The organism is Niveispirillum sp. FG148 (assembly GCF_057809655.1).
On record NZ_JBMDKJ010000023.1, the window covers coordinates 58,898 to 75,725 of the forward strand.

The window sequence follows — 16,828 nt, forward strand, 5'->3', positions numbered from 1 at the left end:
TCCCGCCGGTCCTTTGGAAGCGTCATACCAATCTCCCTTGATCGTGACCGACCAAGGGAGTTTTCGTGTTCCCTCAATCGCCGGGCGCCGCCATCCGGCGGCTTGGCTCACGGCGCATGAGCGCCGGGCCGGCTCTATCCGTTATGCTCTTGCTGAGTATAAGGGGTCAAGCCAGTGGCGAAGGCCGGAAGGAACATGGCGGCATTGCTTGCCCGGCCCTACCGCCCGCCCTTATCCTGCTGGCCATCCCGTGTTGGAGTAACCGCCTTATGTCCCGTTTTCCGACCATGCTGTCCGCTGCGATGCTGTGGGCAGGCCTGGCCCTGCCGGCCTTGGCCGACACCCTGCCGGCGCCCAATGCCGCTTTTTCGGCATCCCAGGACCTGACGGTCGACGGCGTGTCCCTGACGGCGCGGCTGTTCCATGACCATGGCAAGGAGCGGCGGGAAAGCAAGGTCGACGGGCTGAACAACCTGCTGATCGTGCGGCCCGACCAGAATCAGGCCACCGTCATCCAGCCCGACAGCCGCATGGCCATGAAATTGCCGCTGAACGACCCGGAGGTGGGGCTGGTGCCCAGCCTGCTGGCCCGGCTGTCGGGCACAGCGGAGGGGACGGAGACCCTGGCTGGCGAAAAGGTTACCCGCTACCGCGTGCAGGATGTGGCCCCCGATGGCGGCGGCTTTGACGGGCGCGTCTGGGCCACGGCCGATGGCATCTATGTGAAGCTGGAAGGCCACGCCGGCGGGCAGGGGGCGGCGGCCGTCAGCATGACCCTGTCCGCGATCACGCGCGGGACCCAGGACCCGAGCCTGTTCGACGTCCCGGCGGGATTGCAGGTGATGACCCTGGACCCGCTGGAGGGGCGCACGCCGCCTGCCTTCCAGGCGGACGCGGACAAGAAGGCAAAGCAGGAGAAGAAATGAGGCGGCGCGAATTTCTGGGGCTGACGGCGGTCCTGACCTTGCTGCCGGTCGCGGCGGTGGGCGCGCAGCAGCCCGCCCTGTCGCTCGCCGAGCAGGCCTTTCTGGACCGGCTGGACAGCCAGGGCTGGAAGGTGGGCCCACGCGGGCCGACACGGTACCGCGTCATCCGGTCCGGCCCGCCAAACGGTGCCAGCCCCAGCGTGATTGACATGGCCAGCCTGCATTACCAGGGACGTCTGGAAAACGGCACGGTATTCGAGGATACGCGCGCGGCCGGCAAATCCGTCGCCCTGCAACTGACCCGCACCATCGGCGGTTGGAAGCAGGTGGTGCCGCTGATGCGGCCGGGGGATGTCTGGGAACTGGGCGTGCCGGCCAGTGCCGCCTATGGTGCTGCCGGATCGGGCAGCGGCAAGGTGCCGCCGGGGGCCAACCTGTTCTTCACTGTCGAGCTTCTGTCCTTCACCCGGCCGCGCATCGGTGGTTGAGGGGGCTGCGGCATGCTTGGCGCGTGACCGGCGGCGCGATCCATGGTAACCCGCTGCGATCAAATCCCGTCATATTGCGGAGCGTTGACATGACCGGCCGTCGCCTGACCGTCGTTCCCCTGTTTGCCATGGCCCTGACCCTGGCCGCCCCGGCCGGTGCCCAGCAGGCGGCCCAGCCGCCGCAGGGTAATGTCAGCGACGTGCTGTCCATGCCGCGCATCGATCCGCAGATGCAGTATCTGGTCGAGAACCAGAAGAAGCCGGGCTGGCAGGTGACGCCCAGCGGCCTGCAATACCGGGTCGTCCGCCGTGTGGCCGGCAATGCCCCGCGCCCGCTGCTGACCGACGAGGTGACGGTGAATTACCGCGGCGTCCTGATCGACGGCAAGGAATTCGACAGTTCCTATGGCCGTGGCCGCCCCGCCAGTTTCCCCGTATCAAAGGTGGTGCGTGGCTGGCAGGAGGCGCTGCCCATGATGCGGGTGGGCGAGCAGTGGGAACTGGCCATCCCCGGCAATCTGGGCTATGGGCTGCGCGGCCAGCCGGATGGCGGCATCCCGCCCAACGCCACCCTGCTGTTCACCATTGAACTGCTGGGTATCCGCAAGCCGGACATGACCAACCTTCTGGCCAAGCCCGGCTCCATCCGGTGACCAAGTCCGATGCTTGAAAATTGCGTGCCCCACGGCGCGCGGTTTTTGTGGTATGGATGCGCCCGGGCGTTGGAGCGCCTGGGACAAGGTGTGCGACGCGGAACCCGATGAACGACCAGCACCTGTTGAAGGAAAAGCTCGCAGCTCTGAGAACGGAGCATCGCGATATGGACGACGTCATCCAGCGGTTGACGATCCAGTTTCCTGTCGACCAGCTTCAGATTCAGCGACTGAAGAAGCGTAAGCTTCTGCTGAAGGACATGATCGCCCGGCTGGAAAGCCAGCTTGTGCCTGACATCATTGCCTGAACATCGTTCATGGCATTCGCCGGGCCTGTCCGGACGTCGAAAATTCATGGGACAAGGGCACGGTGCCTTGCCACACTTCTTCCTCTCGACCACCCCGCGCGGGGTGGGGGACTGAAGAAGGGGAGACGGGGGATGTCGGATGCGCCCATGGCCATGCCGCCCTTTGGCAGCTTTGTTTGGCAGGAACTGAACACGCCCGATCCGGAGCGGGCATCGGCCTTTTTCGGCGCCCTGCTGGGCTGGACCTTCACCAAGAAGGACATGGGGGCGATGGGAACCTACACCCTGTGTCACAATGGCGACCATCAGTTCGGCGGCATGCTGAAGATGGAAGGTCCGATGTGGGACGGCATCCCACCCCACTGGATGTCCTACATCAATGTGGCGGATGTGGAGGCCAGCGCCGCCAAGGTGGTGGACCTGGGCGGCCAGATCTGCGTGCCGCCCTTTGACATTCCCGAAGTGGGCCGCATGACCGTCATCAAGGACCCCACCGGGGCGGCCATCAGCCTGATCCAGTTCAATATGCCGGGGTGATGGGGCCAAAAATAAAAGGGGGACGGCCGAGACCATCCCCCTTTCCCATGATGCCTATCGGCATCCGACCTCATTCGCCCTGTTCGGGATGCTGATCCGGCTGCGGCAGGTGGTCGTCGTGGGTGGCGTGGTCATGGACTAGCGGCGATTGCTGGTAACGGTTGCCGTGGCTGCGCTGGATGCTGGGAGCCAGGTCCTGCAGTTCCAGGAAATTGTCGGCCTGGCGGCGCAGCTCGTCGGCCACCATGGGCGGGGTGGAGCGCACGGTGCTGATCACGGTGACGCGCACGCCCTTGCGCTGCACGGCTTCCACTAGGCGACGGAAATCGCCATCACCGGAGAAGAGCAGGATGTGGTCAACATTCTCCGCCATCTCCATCACGTCGATGGCGAGTTCGATGTCCATGTTGCCCTTGATCTTGCGGCGACCAGAGGCATCGGTGAATTCCTTGGTCGGCTTCGTGACCATGGTGTAGCCGTTATAGTCCAGCCAGTCGACCAGCGGACGGATCGGCGAATATTCCTGATCTTCGACCAGGGCGGTGTAATAGAAGGCCCGGATCAACCGGCCCTCTGCGGCGAAAAGTTCCAGAAGACGCTTGTAATCAATATCGAAACCAAGAGAACGAGCCGCGGCGTACAGATTGGCGCCATCGATGAACATGGCCAGCCGTTCCTGCTGGTAAAATATCTTTCGAGCCATCTCATTCCTCTGAAGAATGTGTTGTTAAAATTAGCCATCCCGGAATTTATTTTGAAGAACCGCCCCAACCGGGAGGGGAGGGTTCAGGCCACAGCCCACCGCCGGCATCAGAGCCAGAAGCAAGCAGCAGATGACGAACAGTTTCCGGCACGGTATGCCATCGCCTGTTCAGCAGCAAGTGCCGTCATGCGCCTCCGCCCACAGGTGGGGCGCGGACGTGCGGATTTCCAGGGAAAGCCCGTGATTCTCATCGCCATCGGCTCAAATTTGCCTTCGCCCGCGCTGGGAATGCCGGCCCAGATTTGTGAGCGGGCGTTGCGGCGGCTCGACTCCGGTGACATCCATTTGTGTGCTATCTCGCGATTCTTTGAGAGCGCCCCGGTGCCGGCCTCCGACCAGCCCTGGTATGTGAACGCCGTGGCGCGGGTGGATACGGCCCTGTCGCCGGCCGATCTGCTGACCCGGCTGCACGCGGTGGAGCAGGCGTTCGGCCGGGTCCGGCGGCAGGTGAACGAGGCGCGGGTCCTGGATCTTGACCTTCTGGACTATAACGGCCAGCGAAATGAAGGGGCGCCGCTGCTGCCGCACCCGCGCATGGCGCAGCGGGCCTTCGTGCTGTTGCCGCTGCGCGACGTGGCGCCGGATTGGCGCCATCCCGTCGATGGCCGGTCGCTGGACGATCTGATCGCAGCCCTGCCGACGGACCAGGGCATCCGGCCCGTCGCCGGTTCCGCACCGCGCCTGTCGGGGCTGGATTGACGAAAGTGCTGGCGCCTTTCCTTGCCAAGCCTGCCACCGGTCCCTATAAATAAAGGCTTATCCGTCGCTGGAGTTTATGTGGAATGGCCCGCGTTACCGTTGAAGATTGCGTCCTGAAGATTCCGAACCGGTTCGAACTGGTGATGATGGCTGCCCAGCGCGCCCGTGATATCGCCTCTGGTTCGCCCCTGTCGCTGGACCGCGACAATGACAAGAACCCGGTCGTCGCCCTGCGCGAAATCGCCGACGAGTCGGTGTCGCTGGAAGTGCTGAGGAACAGCCTGATCAAGGGCCATCAGCGCGTGCCGGAGCAGGACGAGCCTGAGGAAGAGATTGTCGAACTGATGGCCGGCGAGGCCGGCTGGGCCCAGGACGCCGCGCGCGCCGAGGCTGAGGACGAGCTGGGTGGCGAGATGGACTTCTCCGAAGGCGAAGTCGGCGGTGCCGACTTGGCCGACGAGGATATCTGAGCCAGCGGACCCGGGGAAATGGAAGGCCCGTGTTGGCGCGATAATGCCCGGAATGGCGGTGTAGCATGAGCCGCCAGACCAAGATCATCCGCCAGTACGAGCTGGTTGAGCGCGTGATGGGGTACGACCCCAATGCCGATGAGGACGCGCTCAACCGTGCCTATGTCTTCACGATGAAGGCGCATGGCTCGCAGACGCGGGCCAGCGGCGATCCCTATTATGTCCACCCGATCTGGGTGGCATGGCTGTTGACGGAGCTGAAGCTCGACGCCAACAGCATCATCACGGCGCTGCTGCACGACACGGTCGAGGATACGCTGACGACGCTGGAGGAAATCCAGCGTCTGTTCGGCGCAGAAGTGGCGCGTCTGGTCGATGGCGTGACCAAGCTGTCGCGCATCGAGTTGCAGAATATCGGCGAGCAGAGCGAAAGCACCAAGCAGGCGGAGAATTTCCGCAAGCTGGTGCTGGCCATGTCGGAGGATATCCGCGTCCTTCTGGTCAAGCTGGCCGACCGCCTGCACAATATGGGCACGATCCAGTTCCTGAAGCCCGAAAAGCGCCGCCGCATCGCGCGCGAAACGCTGGAAATCTATGTCCCGCTGGCCGAGCGCATCGGTATCCAGCGCTGGAAGGATGAGCTGGAGGATCTGGCGTTCAAGGAATTGAACCCGGATGCCTATGAGAGCATCAAGATCCGCCTGGATGATCTGCAATCCACGGGCAAGGCCCGTGTCGACCGCATCATCGAGGAATTGGACAAGACCGTCCGCTTCAGCAACGATTCGGCCGTCGCCAATGCCGAGATCTATGGGCGCCTTAAATCGCCCTATTCGATCTGGCGCAAGATGCACGCCAAGAATGTGGCGTTCGAGCAGCTGTCCGACGTGATGGCCTTCCGCGTCGTCGTCGACACGCTGGGCGAATGCTATCAGGCGCTGGGCATCATCCATGCCCGCTATCCCGTCGTGCCGGGCCGGTTCAAGGATTACATCTCCACACCCAAGCCCAACGGTTACCAGTCCATCCACACCACGGTCATCGGGCCGGAAAAGCAGCGCATCGAGGTGCAGATCCGCACCCGCGACATGCATGAGGTGGCGGATATGGGCGTGGCCGCCCACTGGTCCTACAAGCAGGGAGCGCCCGAAGCCGCCCAGCCCAAGACCGAGGGGCGGCAATATCGCTGGCTGCGCGAGCTGCTGGATATCCTGGAACATGCCCAGCGGCCGGAAGAATTCCTGGAACATACCAAGCTGGAACTGTTCCAGGACCAGGTGTTCTGCTTCACGCCCAAGGGCGACCTGATCGCGCTGCCGCGTGGCGCCACGCCCGTGGATTTCGCCTATGCCGTCCACAGCCAGGTCGGCGACACCTGCGTCGGTGCCAAGATCAATGGCCGCATGCAGCCGCTGCGCAGCCATTTGCAGAATGGCGACCAGGTGGAGGTGCTGACCTCGAAGAATTCCTCGCCCTCGCCGGACTGGGAAAACTTCGTCATCACCGGCAAGGCGCGCGCCCGCATCCGCCGCTTCATCCGCACGCAGCAGCGCGGCGAGCATATCAAGCTGGGCCGCGGCCTGCTGGAACGCGTGTTCAAGCAGGAAGGCTATGAATATTCCGAAAAGGGCGTCGACGGCGTCCTGAAGATCTATCAGCAGCCCTCTGTCGATGACCTGCTGGCCGCCATCGGCGCCGGTCAGACGGGGGCCCGCGACGTCTTCAATTCCATCTTCCCCGGCCACCGCAACGTCAACCCGGTTGTGGCGGACGAGAAGGTGGTGGCCATCGCCAACAAGCCCAAGGTGGCGCGCAAGGGCACGACGCCCCTGGCCATCCGCGGCCTGATCCCCGGCATGGCCGTGCATTATGCCCGCTGCTGCCACCCGATCGTGGGCGACCGCATTGTCGGCATCGTCACCACGGGCAAGGGTGTGACCATTCACACCATCGATTGCGAGACGCTGGAGAGCTTCCACGACAGTCCGGAACGCTGGATCGACGTATCCTGGGACCCCGATGCCGACACGCCGGACGAACTGGTGGGTCGTCTGTCCGTGGTGGTCGCCAACGAGACGGGGGCGCTGGGCACGCTGTCCACGGTGATCGGCAAGAATGGCGGCAATATCACCAATCTGAAGATCACCAACCGCACGCCCGATTATTTCGAGATGCTGATCGATGTCGACGTCAAGGACGTGAAGCATCTGACCAACATCATGGCGGCGCTGAGGGCCACGCCCGTGATCCAGTCGGTCGAACGCGGCCGTTGACGGCGCCCCCAGGGGGGCCGGGAAGGAACCAGGACCGATCATGTTCAGGCGGCGGGAACCGTTGACACCGGCGGCGCGATTACGGCAGCTGCTTTGGCCCAGCATGGGGCTGACGCGGTCCGGCCGCTACATCGCCTATCGGGTTGTGCGCATCCAGGGCACGCCGCATGCCATCGCCCTGGGCATGGCCTGTGGCGTGGCCGTGGCCATGACGCCGCTGCTGGGCCTGCATTTCCCCATCGCCTTCCTGATGGCCTGGCTGTCCCGGGCCAGCGTCATGGGTGCCATGGTCGGCACCATCACCGCCAATCCCTGGACCATTCCCGCCATCTGGTATGCCAGTTACCGGCTGGGCTGCCAGCTGCTGGGCATGGCACCGGGGCATGAGGATCAGGCGCGGCTGACGCTGGCCTTCCTGCTGGATCATCCCTGGCAGGTCTTTGCCCCGATGCTGGCCGGCGGCGCGTTGATGGGGGTGGGTGCCGGCGCCGTCGCCTATGCGATTGCCAAGCCCGTGATCCAGTTTTATCAGGAAAGACGGCGGGAGCGGCGAAGGGCCAGCCACCGTCTGCGCGAAGAGGAACTGCGATGAGTGCCAAGCCGCTGCGCCTGGGTGTGAACATCGACCATGTCGCCACCGTGCGCAATGCGCGCGGCGGGGACAATCCCTGCCCGGTGCGTGCCGCCTTGCTGGCCGTCCATGCCGGGGCCGATGGCATCACCGCGCATCTGCGCGAGGATCGCCGCCACATAAGGGACGAGGATATCGACCGGCTGATGGCCGAACTGCACAAGCCGCTGAACCTGGAGATGGCGGCGACGCAGGAGATGCTGGCCATCGCCCTGCGCCACCGGCCGCATGCCGTCTGTCTGGTGCCGGAAAAGCGGGAGGAGCGGACGACGGAGGGCGGGCTGGATGTCATCGGCAACCGTGCCCATCTGAAGCCCTATATCGACCGCCTGTCCGATGCCGGCATCCGCGTGTCCATCTTCATCGGTGCAGATCTGGACCAGTTGGACATGGCCCGCGAACTGGGCGCGCCGGTGGTGGAACTGCATACCGGCGCCTATGCCGATGCCGCCACCGGTGCCGCGCGGGAGGCAGAGCTGGCCCGGCTGGTGGCCGGTGCCGCGCATGCCGCCTCCATCGGCCTGGAATGCCATGCCGGCCACGGCCTGACCTTCGACAATGTCGGGCCGGTGGCCGCCATCCAGTCCATCGTTGAGCTGAATATCGGCCATTTCATGATGGGGGAGGCCATGTTCATCGGCCTGCCGGCCACCATCGCCGAGATGCGGTCCCGCATGAATGAAGGCCGCCGCGCGGGGGCCGCATGATCCTGGGCATCGGCAGCGACCTGATCGATATCCGCCGGATCCAGGCCAGCCTGGACCGGTTCGGGGAAAGGTTCGCCGCCCGTGTCTTCACAGCCGCCGAGCGCGCCCGCGCCGATGGGGCGGGCACGCCCGCATCGCGCGCCGCATCCTATGCCAAGCGCTTCGCCGCCAAGGAGGCGGCGAGCAAGGCGCTGGGCACCGGATATGCTGAAGGCGTGCATTTCAAGGATATCGAGGTCGTGTCCGACGGGCGCGGGCGGCCGACCCTGGCCCTTTCCGGCGGGGCGGCCGATCGGTTGCGGGAGATGCTGCCGCCCGGCATGCAGGCGCGCATCGACCTGTCACTGACGGACGAGCCGCCCTTTGCCCAGGCCTTTGTCGTCATCTCCGCCATCCCCGCAACCGCGGCGCGGGGGTAGGCCCATGGACCCGTTGCAGCATCGCCGCCGCCCGCCGCCGCGCCTGCGTGAGGAAGAGCCGCTGCCGCCGCTGGTGGAGACGGTACCCCACCATATCCATGGCGGCTGGGGGGAGATGCTGCGCGTCATCGCCATCGTCGCCTTTGTCATCATCGGCTTCCGCACCCTGGCGGTGGAGGCGTTCAACATCCCCAGCGGGTCGATGGTGCCCACGCTGCTGGTCGGCGATTACCTGTTCGTGAACAAGGGCGCCTATGGCTATAGCCGCTATTCGCTGCCCAGCTTCCTGCGCTTCGGGGGCAAGGCGGCCCCGGTGACGACGGATTGCACGGCGGCCCCGGGACGGCTGTTCGGCGGGCTGCCCGCCCGCGGTGACGTGGCCGTGTTCAAGCTGCCCAAGGATACGTCGGTCGACTACATCAAGCGCATTGTCGGCCTGCCCTGTGACCGGCTGCAGATGATTGGCGGCGCGCTTTATGTGAATGGGGAGATGGCGGGCCGCCTGCGCATGCCCGATTATGTCATCGAGGAGGCGTTCGGCGGCGCCTTCACCGCCCCGCAATATATCGAAACCCTGCCCGGCGGCCGGCAATATCCCGTGGTCGAAATGGCGGGCGACAAGGGCATGCTGGACAATACCCCCGTCTTCACGGTGCCGCCCGGCTATGTCTTCGGCATGGGCGACAGCCGTGACAATTCGCAGGATAGCCGCGTGCCCGAGGCCGTGGGCTTCATTCCGGTGGAGAACCTGGTCGGCCGTGCCACCTATATCTTCCTGTCGGTGAAGGAAGGCGAGAGCCTGTGGCGCTTCTGGCGCTGGGGACATTCCGTCCGCACCGACCGTTTCTGGGAAAGGGTTGAATGATGGAAGCCGGGATCGAAGGCTTGCAGGACATCCTGGGCCACCGCTTCGCCAATCCGGCCCTGCTGACGGAGGCGCTGACCCACCCGTCGGTGGGCGGCGTCAGCCGCAAGGCCGTGGGCAAGGGCTATGAGCGGCTGGAATTTCTGGGCGACCGGGTGCTGGGCCTGATCGTGGCCGAATGGCTGCTGGAACGGTTCCCCAAGGAGCAGGAGGGCGCGCTGGCCCGCCGCCTGACGGCCCTGGTCCGGGCCGAGGCGCTGGTCGTCGTGGCCGGGCGCATCGGGTTGGGCCAATATCTGCGCCTGGCACCGGGCGAACAGGGGGGGGAGGTGAAGCCCGCCATCCTGGCCGATGCGTGCGAGGCGGTGATCGGTGCCTTGTACCTGGATGCCGGCCTGCCGGCGGCGGCTGCGTTTATCCGCAAGCATTGGGACGGCGCCCTGGAAGGGGCCAAGGCCGCACCCCCGCAGGACCCGAAGACCGGCCTTCAGGAATGGGCGCTGGCGCGCGGGCTGAAATTGCCGCTCTATAAGGATATCGGCCGCAGCGGCCCGGACCATGCCCCCGTCTTCCAAATCTCCGTGGAGGTGGAGGGCCATGCCCCCGTGACCGCCAGCGGACCTTCCAAACGGGCGGCGGAAAAGGCTGCCGCCGACATGTTGCTTTCGCAGATCAGGACCAGATGACCGACGATATCGTTGCCCGCTTCCTGTCGGGCCAGGACACCAGTGGCGATGCCCCGGCACGGCCCGCACCCACCCATCCGCGCTGCGGCTTCGTGGCGCTGGTGGGCGCGCCCAATGCCGGCAAGTCGACCCTGCTGAATGCGCTGGTCGGGTCCAAGATCTCCATCGTCAGCCCCAAGGTGCAGACCACGCGCTCGCGCGTGCTCGGCATCGGCATGGTCGATGACAGCCAGATCCTCTATGTGGACACGCCCGGCATCTTCACGCCCAAAAAGCGGCTGGAACGCGCCATGGTGGCCGCTGCCTGGCAGGGCGCCACAGATGCCGACCAGATCGCGGTCCTGTTCGACGCCAGCCAGCGCCGCATCGATGATGACACGCGCGGCATCGTGGAACGGCTGGTCGAGGCCGGGCGCAAGGCCGTGCTGGTCCTGAACAAGATCGACCTGATCAAGCGCGAGCGCCTGCTGGCGCTGGCCGCCGAATTCGCCGAATTCGGCCTGTTCACGGAAACCTTCATGGTCTCCGCCCTGACCGGCGACGGTCTGGAAGGCCTGCTGAAATTCTTCGCGGCCGGGTTGCCGGAAGGGCCGTGGCTGTACCCGCCCGACCAGCTGTCGGACATGCCGGAACGGCTGCTGGCCGCGGAAATCACGCGCGAGAAGCTGTTCCTGCAACTGCACCAGGAAGTGCCCTACGCCACCAGCGTGGAGACGGAGACGTGGGAGGAGTTCGAAAACGGCTCCGTCCGCATCGCCCAGGTGATCTATGTGCAGCGCGACAGCCAGAAGGCCATCATCCTGGGCAAGGGCGGGGCGCGCATCAAACAGATCAGCACCGCCGCCCGCGTGGAGATGCAGGAATTCCTGGGCCGCCCCGTGCATCTGGTTCTGTTCGTGAAACTGCGCGAGAACTGGACCGAGGATAAGGAACAGTACGACGCCTGGGGGCTGGACTTCAACGCGTGAGGGGGGCGTTTGTCTTACCGTCATCCCGGCTTGCTACCGGGGGGACAATAGACAAGGCGTCCGCCGAAGCCCCCACTTCGACCGTATAGGGTTCATCGCGCCTTAAAATATCTCCTTGTCCATTAGCGGCCGCAGGGCCAACCCATCACGCCGGTACTCCGGCGTGATAGCGTCGGTCATGGCACTAAATTCCGGCTTGTGCGATGCGCGACAGATTGGCGGCGAGCGCCAGATTCACCGTGCTACCGTCGAAATTATCGCAGATGAAAAAGTTGACGTTCTGCACGAAATTTTCAGCTGTCTTGCTTTGCGGCGACACTAGTGGGTTAAGCAGAATTTGGGCGGCCATGTTAGAGAAAGTTGCAGCCTTCCGATTGTCATACTGCCCGTGGGGCAGCAGGATCGTTTTTAATATATCGGTGCTTTGCGCCGTTAGCTGAGTCTGCAGAAGATTGAAAGAATTCCCTGCAGTGGGGATGTTGTCGCTGATCCAGTTGACTAATTGTTCGGTGTTGTTCGTATTGGCGTAATTGCCGAAGCCGGAAATTGAGTTTTGGCTGCCCTGCCAGAATAAGTCCTGTCCTGCCGGTTTGCTGTCTTGGGTTGGGATTTTAAGATCCTCCTTACCATCGCCGATGACCACGTCGTCTGAAGTGTCGACGAAGACCACGACATTTCTCCCAGGATAATTGGTCCAGATGTCGGCTAGCGTCGTGGACGGAGAGACATTATTGGGGAGCATAACATTCTCTAATATTTCGTATGCCGTCGCAAGTGCTAGAAACTTGCAGGCCGGCATCCATGGCAGCGTTTCCGTCATCTTCGTGAATGGATTGATGAAACTGAACGAATTTTCCGCAATCTCTTCTGGGTATGCGTTCACAATCATTCCATTATTATTTTCTCTAATCATAGATTCCATTGTATCTCTATCAGCAAATGTGAAATTATTAGTCGAAGTGAAATGGGACAGACTTAAAAATATGATCTCTCTTGGGTGAGATGCTGCGTATGTCGCGATATCAGATATGATCGCGTCATAGCTGGCGCAGGCAATGACTGTTTGTTCATCGGGACTGTGAACGTGAAATAGGGGATTCGAAAATAGATCTTTGCTCGGCAGCGTTCCACCTGGCCGAATATCAAAAAAGCGGCACCCAAATAGTAATTGTGATGGGATGTCGGTACCGCCAACGGGCATGCTCTGTGTTAAAATCGTGGAGTCAGCTAAGAGGGCGCCACCTATCCCTTCAATCCCTGAATCCTGAGAAATGAATTGTAGAACATTTGCGCCGGAATCATGACTACCCGGGACGCATATCTGCTTGAGCATCAATTTCTCAAGTCCTGGCGTTGTCGTCATCCAATTTTCCCAGCTGAATGGTGCCTCCAATATCGAGATCCCGAAATACGCCTGTATGACTGGGTCTAAATTGATGGTGCCCCATGTAAAATTATTGAAGAATGTCACCACGAGATTGCCGGGCGCAGAGTTGCTGTCGAGTGAATAAAAATTTTCAGCGGAGATTCCTATCTGGCCGACTATTGCGCTGCCATCCGCATACTCTATCGTCGCGCTAAATTTCGCCGGCGTTGTCGTCGTTTCAACGTAGATTTGGCCGGTCGTGCCGCCCGGCATTATGTTCTTACTGAGTTGAGATGGTGATGCGGTATCAGAAAAGTTGGCAATTCCGGTAACTGTTACGGTGACGGGCTTGCCGGTCCAGTTCTTGATCATGATATAGGCGCCGGTAGTCATTGAGCATCCTCCAATATCATTGTCATTCTGTACAGAAGCACATTGGTTGGTCTAATCGTCAAGGGGTGACTTATCCCCCGCCATCCGGCGTCTCGATATCTGGTGCGGTGCGTGTCTTTCATGATTGAACATATCATGAGCTATATGTCGTTGGAGGGGTCGAGTGCCCGGGTTTCCGCGCTCAACACAAGTGCCCTTGCGCTGAAAGTCGGCCTCGCGTGCAGGCCGGCTGCCGCCCCGTCGATCTGTTGAGGGTGGCCTATCGGATCTGGCTTGTAGAAATTCGGAAGCAGGCGCAGTGTCGGATATAACCGGAGTCTATCTGAGCGAGATAGTCATCCGGTGAATGATGCCCGGAGGGCGCCATGACCTGCGACATTGCAATTACGTCATTCGCGGGCGTCGGTGCCTCGCAGAACGGCGGATTTCAGGCCGTTACCGTGACCGCTTCGGTTTCCGGCTGTGACGAGGTTTCCATCGAGATCTTCGCGGTGGGGGCGGCCACGCCGCTGTTGTCGACGACCGCCTTCACCGCCGGCGGGTCGGTGACGGCGACCCTGACGGCGCCGGCGGGGCGGCCGCTGCCCTGTGGTGGTGACTATCGTGTCCGGGTCACCTGCGTGGCGAACAAGGATTGCTTTGCCGATCAGCAGATCAAGCTGCCCTGTGGCGATGATTGCTGTGTTGATTTCACCATCACGCCAACGATCGGACCGTGCGTGAATGGCGGGAGGCAGGTGGATTTTCTCGTGTCCTTCACGCTGAACGACCCGCGATGCCTGCCCTATGTTCTGGCCATCGATTTTGGACATAATAACAGTTTCAGCGCGTCGCACGTCTATACCACGCCTGGATCATTCTCGTTCCAGGAGAGCGTGATTTATCCATCCGCGGTGGCGACGGACTATCTGGTGCGCATTGAAGACAGCCTGCATGGCGCCTGTCCCGCATCCGCGATCAATCTGCATCTCGACGCCTGTGAACCGCCGGACTGCTGTGCCCTTGTCGGGCCGCTGTCGGCCCAGGTCGGTGATTGCGGCGACAATTGCGGGCGCCAGGTGGTGCTGACCGCCAATTTCAGTCCGCCATCGCCGCCCTGTGCCCCCGCGACGCTGCAATGGCAGATCAAGGATCAGGCGGGCACGATCGTCGGCTGGAATTCCGTGGCCTTCTCCACCGCCGCCGCGTCCCCGAACGTGCAAGTGCCGCTGGAATTGAGCGCGGCGGGATCGCCCTATCTGGCCACGCTGGTCGCCATCCATCCCACGCCCTGCACCTATGGCAGTGTCGCGATCGTCGTTCCGCCCTGCAACACGCCGGCAGAATGCCCGGATAATCTGGAACTCTCTGCGACCGATCTTGGCTGCCAGAAGGATGGCAACGGAACCTGCGCGCGCAAATATGTCTTCTATGTCGATGCGACAACAGATGCGGGATGCGGACAGGGGGCCGCGGGCACGCAATTCAACCTGTCGTTCGGCGACGGCGCCAATGTGCAGTTCGGTGCCGGCGGCAGCGGTCACCAGAGCTTCACCTTCTACCATTATTTCACGAATGGCGGTTCGCACACGGCGACATTGAGCGTGACCGCCCCCGGCGGCTGCCCACAGACGGCCAGCGTCACGCTGGATGTGCAGAAATGCACCACCGGAGACTGCGCCACTGGCGGCGGTGGCGGTGATCCACCCCCGATCAAATGCGTGATGTGCCGGAACTGTCAGGATTATCTGGGCAAGGTCGGGGCGTCGTTCTGGCGGGCGGTCGGGTGCAAATTGCTGATGCTGACGCTGGCGCTGGGATTGGGGGCGATGCTGGCCATCATGGCCACGGCAGCCACAGGTATGCCCCTGGTTCTGGCCTATTTCTTCAGCCCCCTTGGGGGGGTACTGACCGCCATTGGCGCCTTTGCCGGCATGGTCGCCGGCTTCGCCCTTCTTCCCCGCCTGTGCGGCAATTGCTGTCTATATTGCGCCATTCTGGCGGCGCTGGTGCTGGCCGTCATCTTCATCATCGTTGAGGCGATACTGGGATTGGTCACGGGCGGCATCATACCCGCGATCTTCTTCATCATCGTCCTGTTCTACATCAACGAAACGACGGTGAAGCCGAGATGCCAGAGCGAGTTGAATGCTTGAGGAGGATGTTCCTGGCCTGATGGCATGGCGGCGATCGCCATCGCTGCCCGCCCGCCCCAACGACGTACCCTGCATGGGGTAATCCCGCTGGGCCCGCGCCCGATCCTGTTTCCCGCGTGTTGAGAAGGCTGGAGGAACAACAACAGAAGATGGGTGCTTGCCATGACCACCATTCTCCTTGTCATCCTGATCATCATTCTGATCGGCGCCTTGCCCGCCTGGCCGTACAGCCGCGGCTGGGGCTATGCGCCGACAGGTCTGCTCGGCACCGTGCTGATCATCCTGCTGATCCTGATGCTGATGGGCCGGCTGTGAGGCGAATATCCCCGTGACAGGGGGTGGGCGGTGACGCTATCCCTTGAGGGACGGACTGCACGACCCCAGGGGTTTCCTTCCATGTCGCATGATCAAGACCAGCCGTTCCTGGCCCTGGCTGCCGCCCTGTCCCGACAGGGGATGGAAGCGGGCCAGGGTGGTCCGTTCGGCTCCGTCATCGTGATGGACGGGGTCGTGGTGGGCCAGGGCTGCAACCAGGTCACCTCCACCAACGATCCCACCGCCCACGCCGAAGTGGTCGCCATCCGCGACGCCTGCCGCAATCTGGGCCGGTTCGACCTGCGCGGGGCCGTGCTCTATGCCAGCTGCGAGCCCTGCCCGATGTGCCTGTCCTCTGCCCTGTGGGCGCGGGTGGACCGCATCGTCTTTGCCAATGACCGGTTCCAGGCGGCCGATATCGGTTTCGACGACGCCCTGATCTATGAACAGGTGGCGCTGCCGGCCGACCAGCGTATCATTCCCTGCGAACACCGTCCCCATCCCGAGGCCCTGGCCGTGTTCGAGGCCTGGCGCGGGAAGGCGGACCGCGTTCCCTATTGAGGCAGGCGGGCGGGGGATCATGCTGCTGTCGGCAACCGATCTGCTGGTGCTGGTTGATATCCAGAATGATTTCTGTCCCGGCGGCGCCCTGGCCGTGGCCGATGGCGATGCCGTCGTGCCCGTGGCCAACCATCTGGCCCGCCGGTTCCATGCGGCCGGGGCCGGTGTCGTGCTGACCCAGGACTGGCATCCGCCCGGCCATTCCAGCTTTGCCGACAGCCACCCGGGAACGGCGCCGTTCCAGACCATCGATCTGGATTATGGGGCACAGACCCTGTGGCCGGTGCATTGTGTGCAGGGCACCAAGGGTGCGGATTTCCATCCCGGCCTGGATGTGCCCATGGCGGCCCTGGTGGTGCGCAAGGGCTTCCGCCCCGGCATCGACAGCTATTCAGCCTTTTTCGAGAACGACCGGGAAACACCCACGGGCCTGGGCGGCTATTGCCGGGAGCGGGGCTTCACGCGGCTGTTCTTCGCCGGTCTGGCGACCGATTATTGTGTCGCCTATTCGGCGCAGGATGCGGCGCGGCTGGGCTTCGCGTCGGTGCTGCTGACGGGCGCCAGCCGGGCCATCGACCTGCACGGATCGCTGGAAGCCGCCCTGGCGCGGCTGACGGCTGCCGGGGTGGATGTCAGGGAAAACCTGTGATCCTGCTTGCGACGCA

At 63.1% G+C, this 16,828-nt stretch carries 20 protein-coding genes; 18 read left to right on the forward strand and 2 right to left on the reverse strand.

Annotation, left to right across the window (positions count from 1 at the left end):
- The first annotated feature begins 269 nt into the window (after nucleotides 1–269).
- The 5 genes from ACODTW_RS20610 (at nucleotide 270) to ACODTW_RS20630 (ending at nucleotide 2,912) form a co-directional block, all read left to right on the forward strand.
- Entirely contained in the window at nucleotides 270–926 is a 657-nt protein-coding gene (locus ACODTW_RS20610) for a hypothetical protein (protein WP_488947956.1), read from the forward strand.
- On the forward strand, nucleotides 923–1,414 hold the full coding sequence (locus tag ACODTW_RS20615) for an FKBP-type peptidyl-prolyl cis-trans isomerase (protein WP_488947957.1): 492 nt from the start codon (nucleotides 923–925) through the stop codon (nucleotides 1,412–1,414). The genes ACODTW_RS20610 and ACODTW_RS20615 overlap by 4 nt, the downstream gene beginning before the upstream one ends.
- An 89-nt stretch (nucleotides 1,415–1,503) precedes the next feature.
- The gene (locus ACODTW_RS20620; protein ID WP_488947958.1) at nucleotides 1,504–2,067 is read left to right on the forward strand and encodes an FKBP-type peptidyl-prolyl cis-trans isomerase; all 564 of its coding nucleotides are present in this window, start codon (nucleotides 1,504–1,506) and stop codon (nucleotides 2,065–2,067) included.
- Between the two features lie 107 nt (nucleotides 2,068–2,174).
- The gene (locus ACODTW_RS20625) at nucleotides 2,175–2,375 is read left to right on the forward strand and encodes a YdcH family protein (protein WP_488947959.1); all 201 of its coding nucleotides are present in this window, start codon (nucleotides 2,175–2,177) and stop codon (nucleotides 2,373–2,375) included.
- A 132-nt stretch (nucleotides 2,376–2,507) separates the two neighbouring features.
- Nucleotides 2,508–2,912 carry a VOC family protein gene (locus ACODTW_RS20630; RefSeq protein ID WP_488947960.1) on the forward strand — a complete coding sequence of 135 codons (405 nt, stop codon included), beginning with the start codon at nucleotides 2,508–2,510 and terminating at the stop codon, nucleotides 2,910–2,912.
- Between the two features lie 70 nt (nucleotides 2,913–2,982).
- Here the strand turns inward: ACODTW_RS20630 and ACODTW_RS20635 are convergent, their stop codons facing one another.
- Nucleotides 2,983–3,615 carry a LabA-like NYN domain-containing protein gene (locus ACODTW_RS20635; protein ID WP_488947961.1) on the reverse strand — a complete coding sequence of 211 codons (633 nt, stop codon included), beginning with the start codon at nucleotides 3,613–3,615 and terminating at the stop codon, nucleotides 2,983–2,985.
- 186 nt (nucleotides 3,616–3,801) lie between these two features.
- Here ACODTW_RS20635 and folK point away from each other — a divergent pair, with 186 nt between their 5' ends.
- The 9 genes from folK to era all read left to right on the forward strand — a co-directional run bounded on the left by folK (nucleotide 3,802) and on the right by era (nucleotide 11,393).
- A complete protein-coding gene (gene folK / locus ACODTW_RS20640) occupies nucleotides 3,802–4,374 on the forward strand; it encodes a 2-amino-4-hydroxy-6-hydroxymethyldihydropteridine diphosphokinase (RefSeq protein ID WP_488947962.1) in 573 nt (190 codons plus the stop codon).
- A gap of 83 nt (nucleotides 4,375–4,457) precedes the next feature.
- Entirely contained in the window at nucleotides 4,458–4,844 is a 387-nt protein-coding gene (gene rpoZ / locus ACODTW_RS20645) for a DNA-directed RNA polymerase subunit omega (RefSeq protein WP_488947963.1), read from the forward strand.
- A 65-nt stretch (nucleotides 4,845–4,909) separates the two neighbouring features.
- On the forward strand, nucleotides 4,910–7,117 hold the full coding sequence (locus ACODTW_RS20650) for a RelA/SpoT family protein (protein WP_488947964.1): 2,208 nt from the start codon (nucleotides 4,910–4,912) through the stop codon (nucleotides 7,115–7,117).
- Between the two features lie 40 nt (nucleotides 7,118–7,157).
- Nucleotides 7,158–7,709 (forward strand): DUF2062 domain-containing protein, encoded by a 552-nt coding sequence (locus tag ACODTW_RS20655; RefSeq protein WP_488947965.1) that lies wholly within the window; start codon nucleotides 7,158–7,160, stop codon nucleotides 7,707–7,709.
- Entirely contained in the window at nucleotides 7,706–8,455 is a 750-nt protein-coding gene (locus ACODTW_RS20660; protein ID WP_488947966.1) for a pyridoxine 5'-phosphate synthase, read from the forward strand. The genes ACODTW_RS20655 and ACODTW_RS20660 overlap by 4 nt, the downstream gene beginning before the upstream one ends.
- Nucleotides 8,452–8,874: a holo-ACP synthase gene (gene acpS, locus ACODTW_RS20665; RefSeq protein ID WP_488947967.1), complete on the forward strand. Its 423-nt coding sequence runs from the start codon at nucleotides 8,452–8,454 to the stop codon at nucleotides 8,872–8,874. Before ACODTW_RS20660 ends, acpS begins: the two co-directional genes overlap by 4 nt.
- A gap of 4 nt (nucleotides 8,875–8,878) precedes the next feature.
- On the forward strand, nucleotides 8,879–9,739 hold the full coding sequence (lepB, locus tag ACODTW_RS20670; protein ID WP_488947968.1) for a signal peptidase I: 861 nt from the start codon (nucleotides 8,879–8,881) through the stop codon (nucleotides 9,737–9,739).
- Nucleotides 9,736–10,425 (forward strand): ribonuclease III, encoded by a 690-nt coding sequence (gene rnc, locus ACODTW_RS20675; RefSeq protein ID WP_488947969.1) that lies wholly within the window; start codon nucleotides 9,736–9,738, stop codon nucleotides 10,423–10,425. Before lepB ends, rnc begins: the two co-directional genes overlap by 4 nt.
- Nucleotides 10,422–11,393, forward strand: coding sequence for a GTPase Era (gene era, locus ACODTW_RS20680; protein ID WP_488947970.1), 972 nt, complete (start codon nucleotides 10,422–10,424; stop codon nucleotides 11,391–11,393). Before rnc ends, era begins: the two co-directional genes overlap by 4 nt.
- A 184-nt stretch (nucleotides 11,394–11,577) precedes the next feature.
- Here era and ACODTW_RS20685 read toward each other — a convergent pair whose 3' ends face one another.
- The gene (locus ACODTW_RS20685; protein ID WP_488947971.1) at nucleotides 11,578–13,152 is read right to left on the reverse strand and encodes a PI-PLC domain-containing protein; all 1,575 of its coding nucleotides are present in this window, start codon (nucleotides 13,150–13,152) and stop codon (nucleotides 11,578–11,580) included.
- 365 nt (nucleotides 13,153–13,517) lie between these two features.
- Between ACODTW_RS20685 and ACODTW_RS20690 the strand changes: the two genes are divergently transcribed.
- The 4 genes from ACODTW_RS20690 (at nucleotide 13,518) to pncA (ending at nucleotide 16,812) form a co-directional block, all read left to right on the forward strand.
- Nucleotides 13,518–15,287, forward strand: coding sequence for a hypothetical protein (locus ACODTW_RS20690; RefSeq protein ID WP_488947972.1), 1,770 nt, complete (start codon nucleotides 13,518–13,520; stop codon nucleotides 15,285–15,287).
- Between the two features lie 162 nt (nucleotides 15,288–15,449).
- Nucleotides 15,450–15,602 (forward strand): DUF3309 family protein, encoded by a 153-nt coding sequence (locus ACODTW_RS20695; protein WP_488947973.1) that lies wholly within the window; start codon nucleotides 15,450–15,452, stop codon nucleotides 15,600–15,602.
- Nucleotides 15,603–15,683: 81 nt separating this feature from the next.
- Nucleotides 15,684–16,163 carry a nucleoside deaminase gene (locus tag ACODTW_RS20700; protein ID WP_488947974.1) on the forward strand — a complete coding sequence of 160 codons (480 nt, stop codon included), beginning with the start codon at nucleotides 15,684–15,686 and terminating at the stop codon, nucleotides 16,161–16,163.
- 19 nt (nucleotides 16,164–16,182) lie between these two features.
- On the forward strand, nucleotides 16,183–16,812 hold the full coding sequence (gene pncA / locus ACODTW_RS20705) for a bifunctional nicotinamidase/pyrazinamidase (RefSeq protein ID WP_488947975.1): 630 nt from the start codon (nucleotides 16,183–16,185) through the stop codon (nucleotides 16,810–16,812).
- Nucleotides 16,813–16,828: the final 16 nt, after the last annotated feature.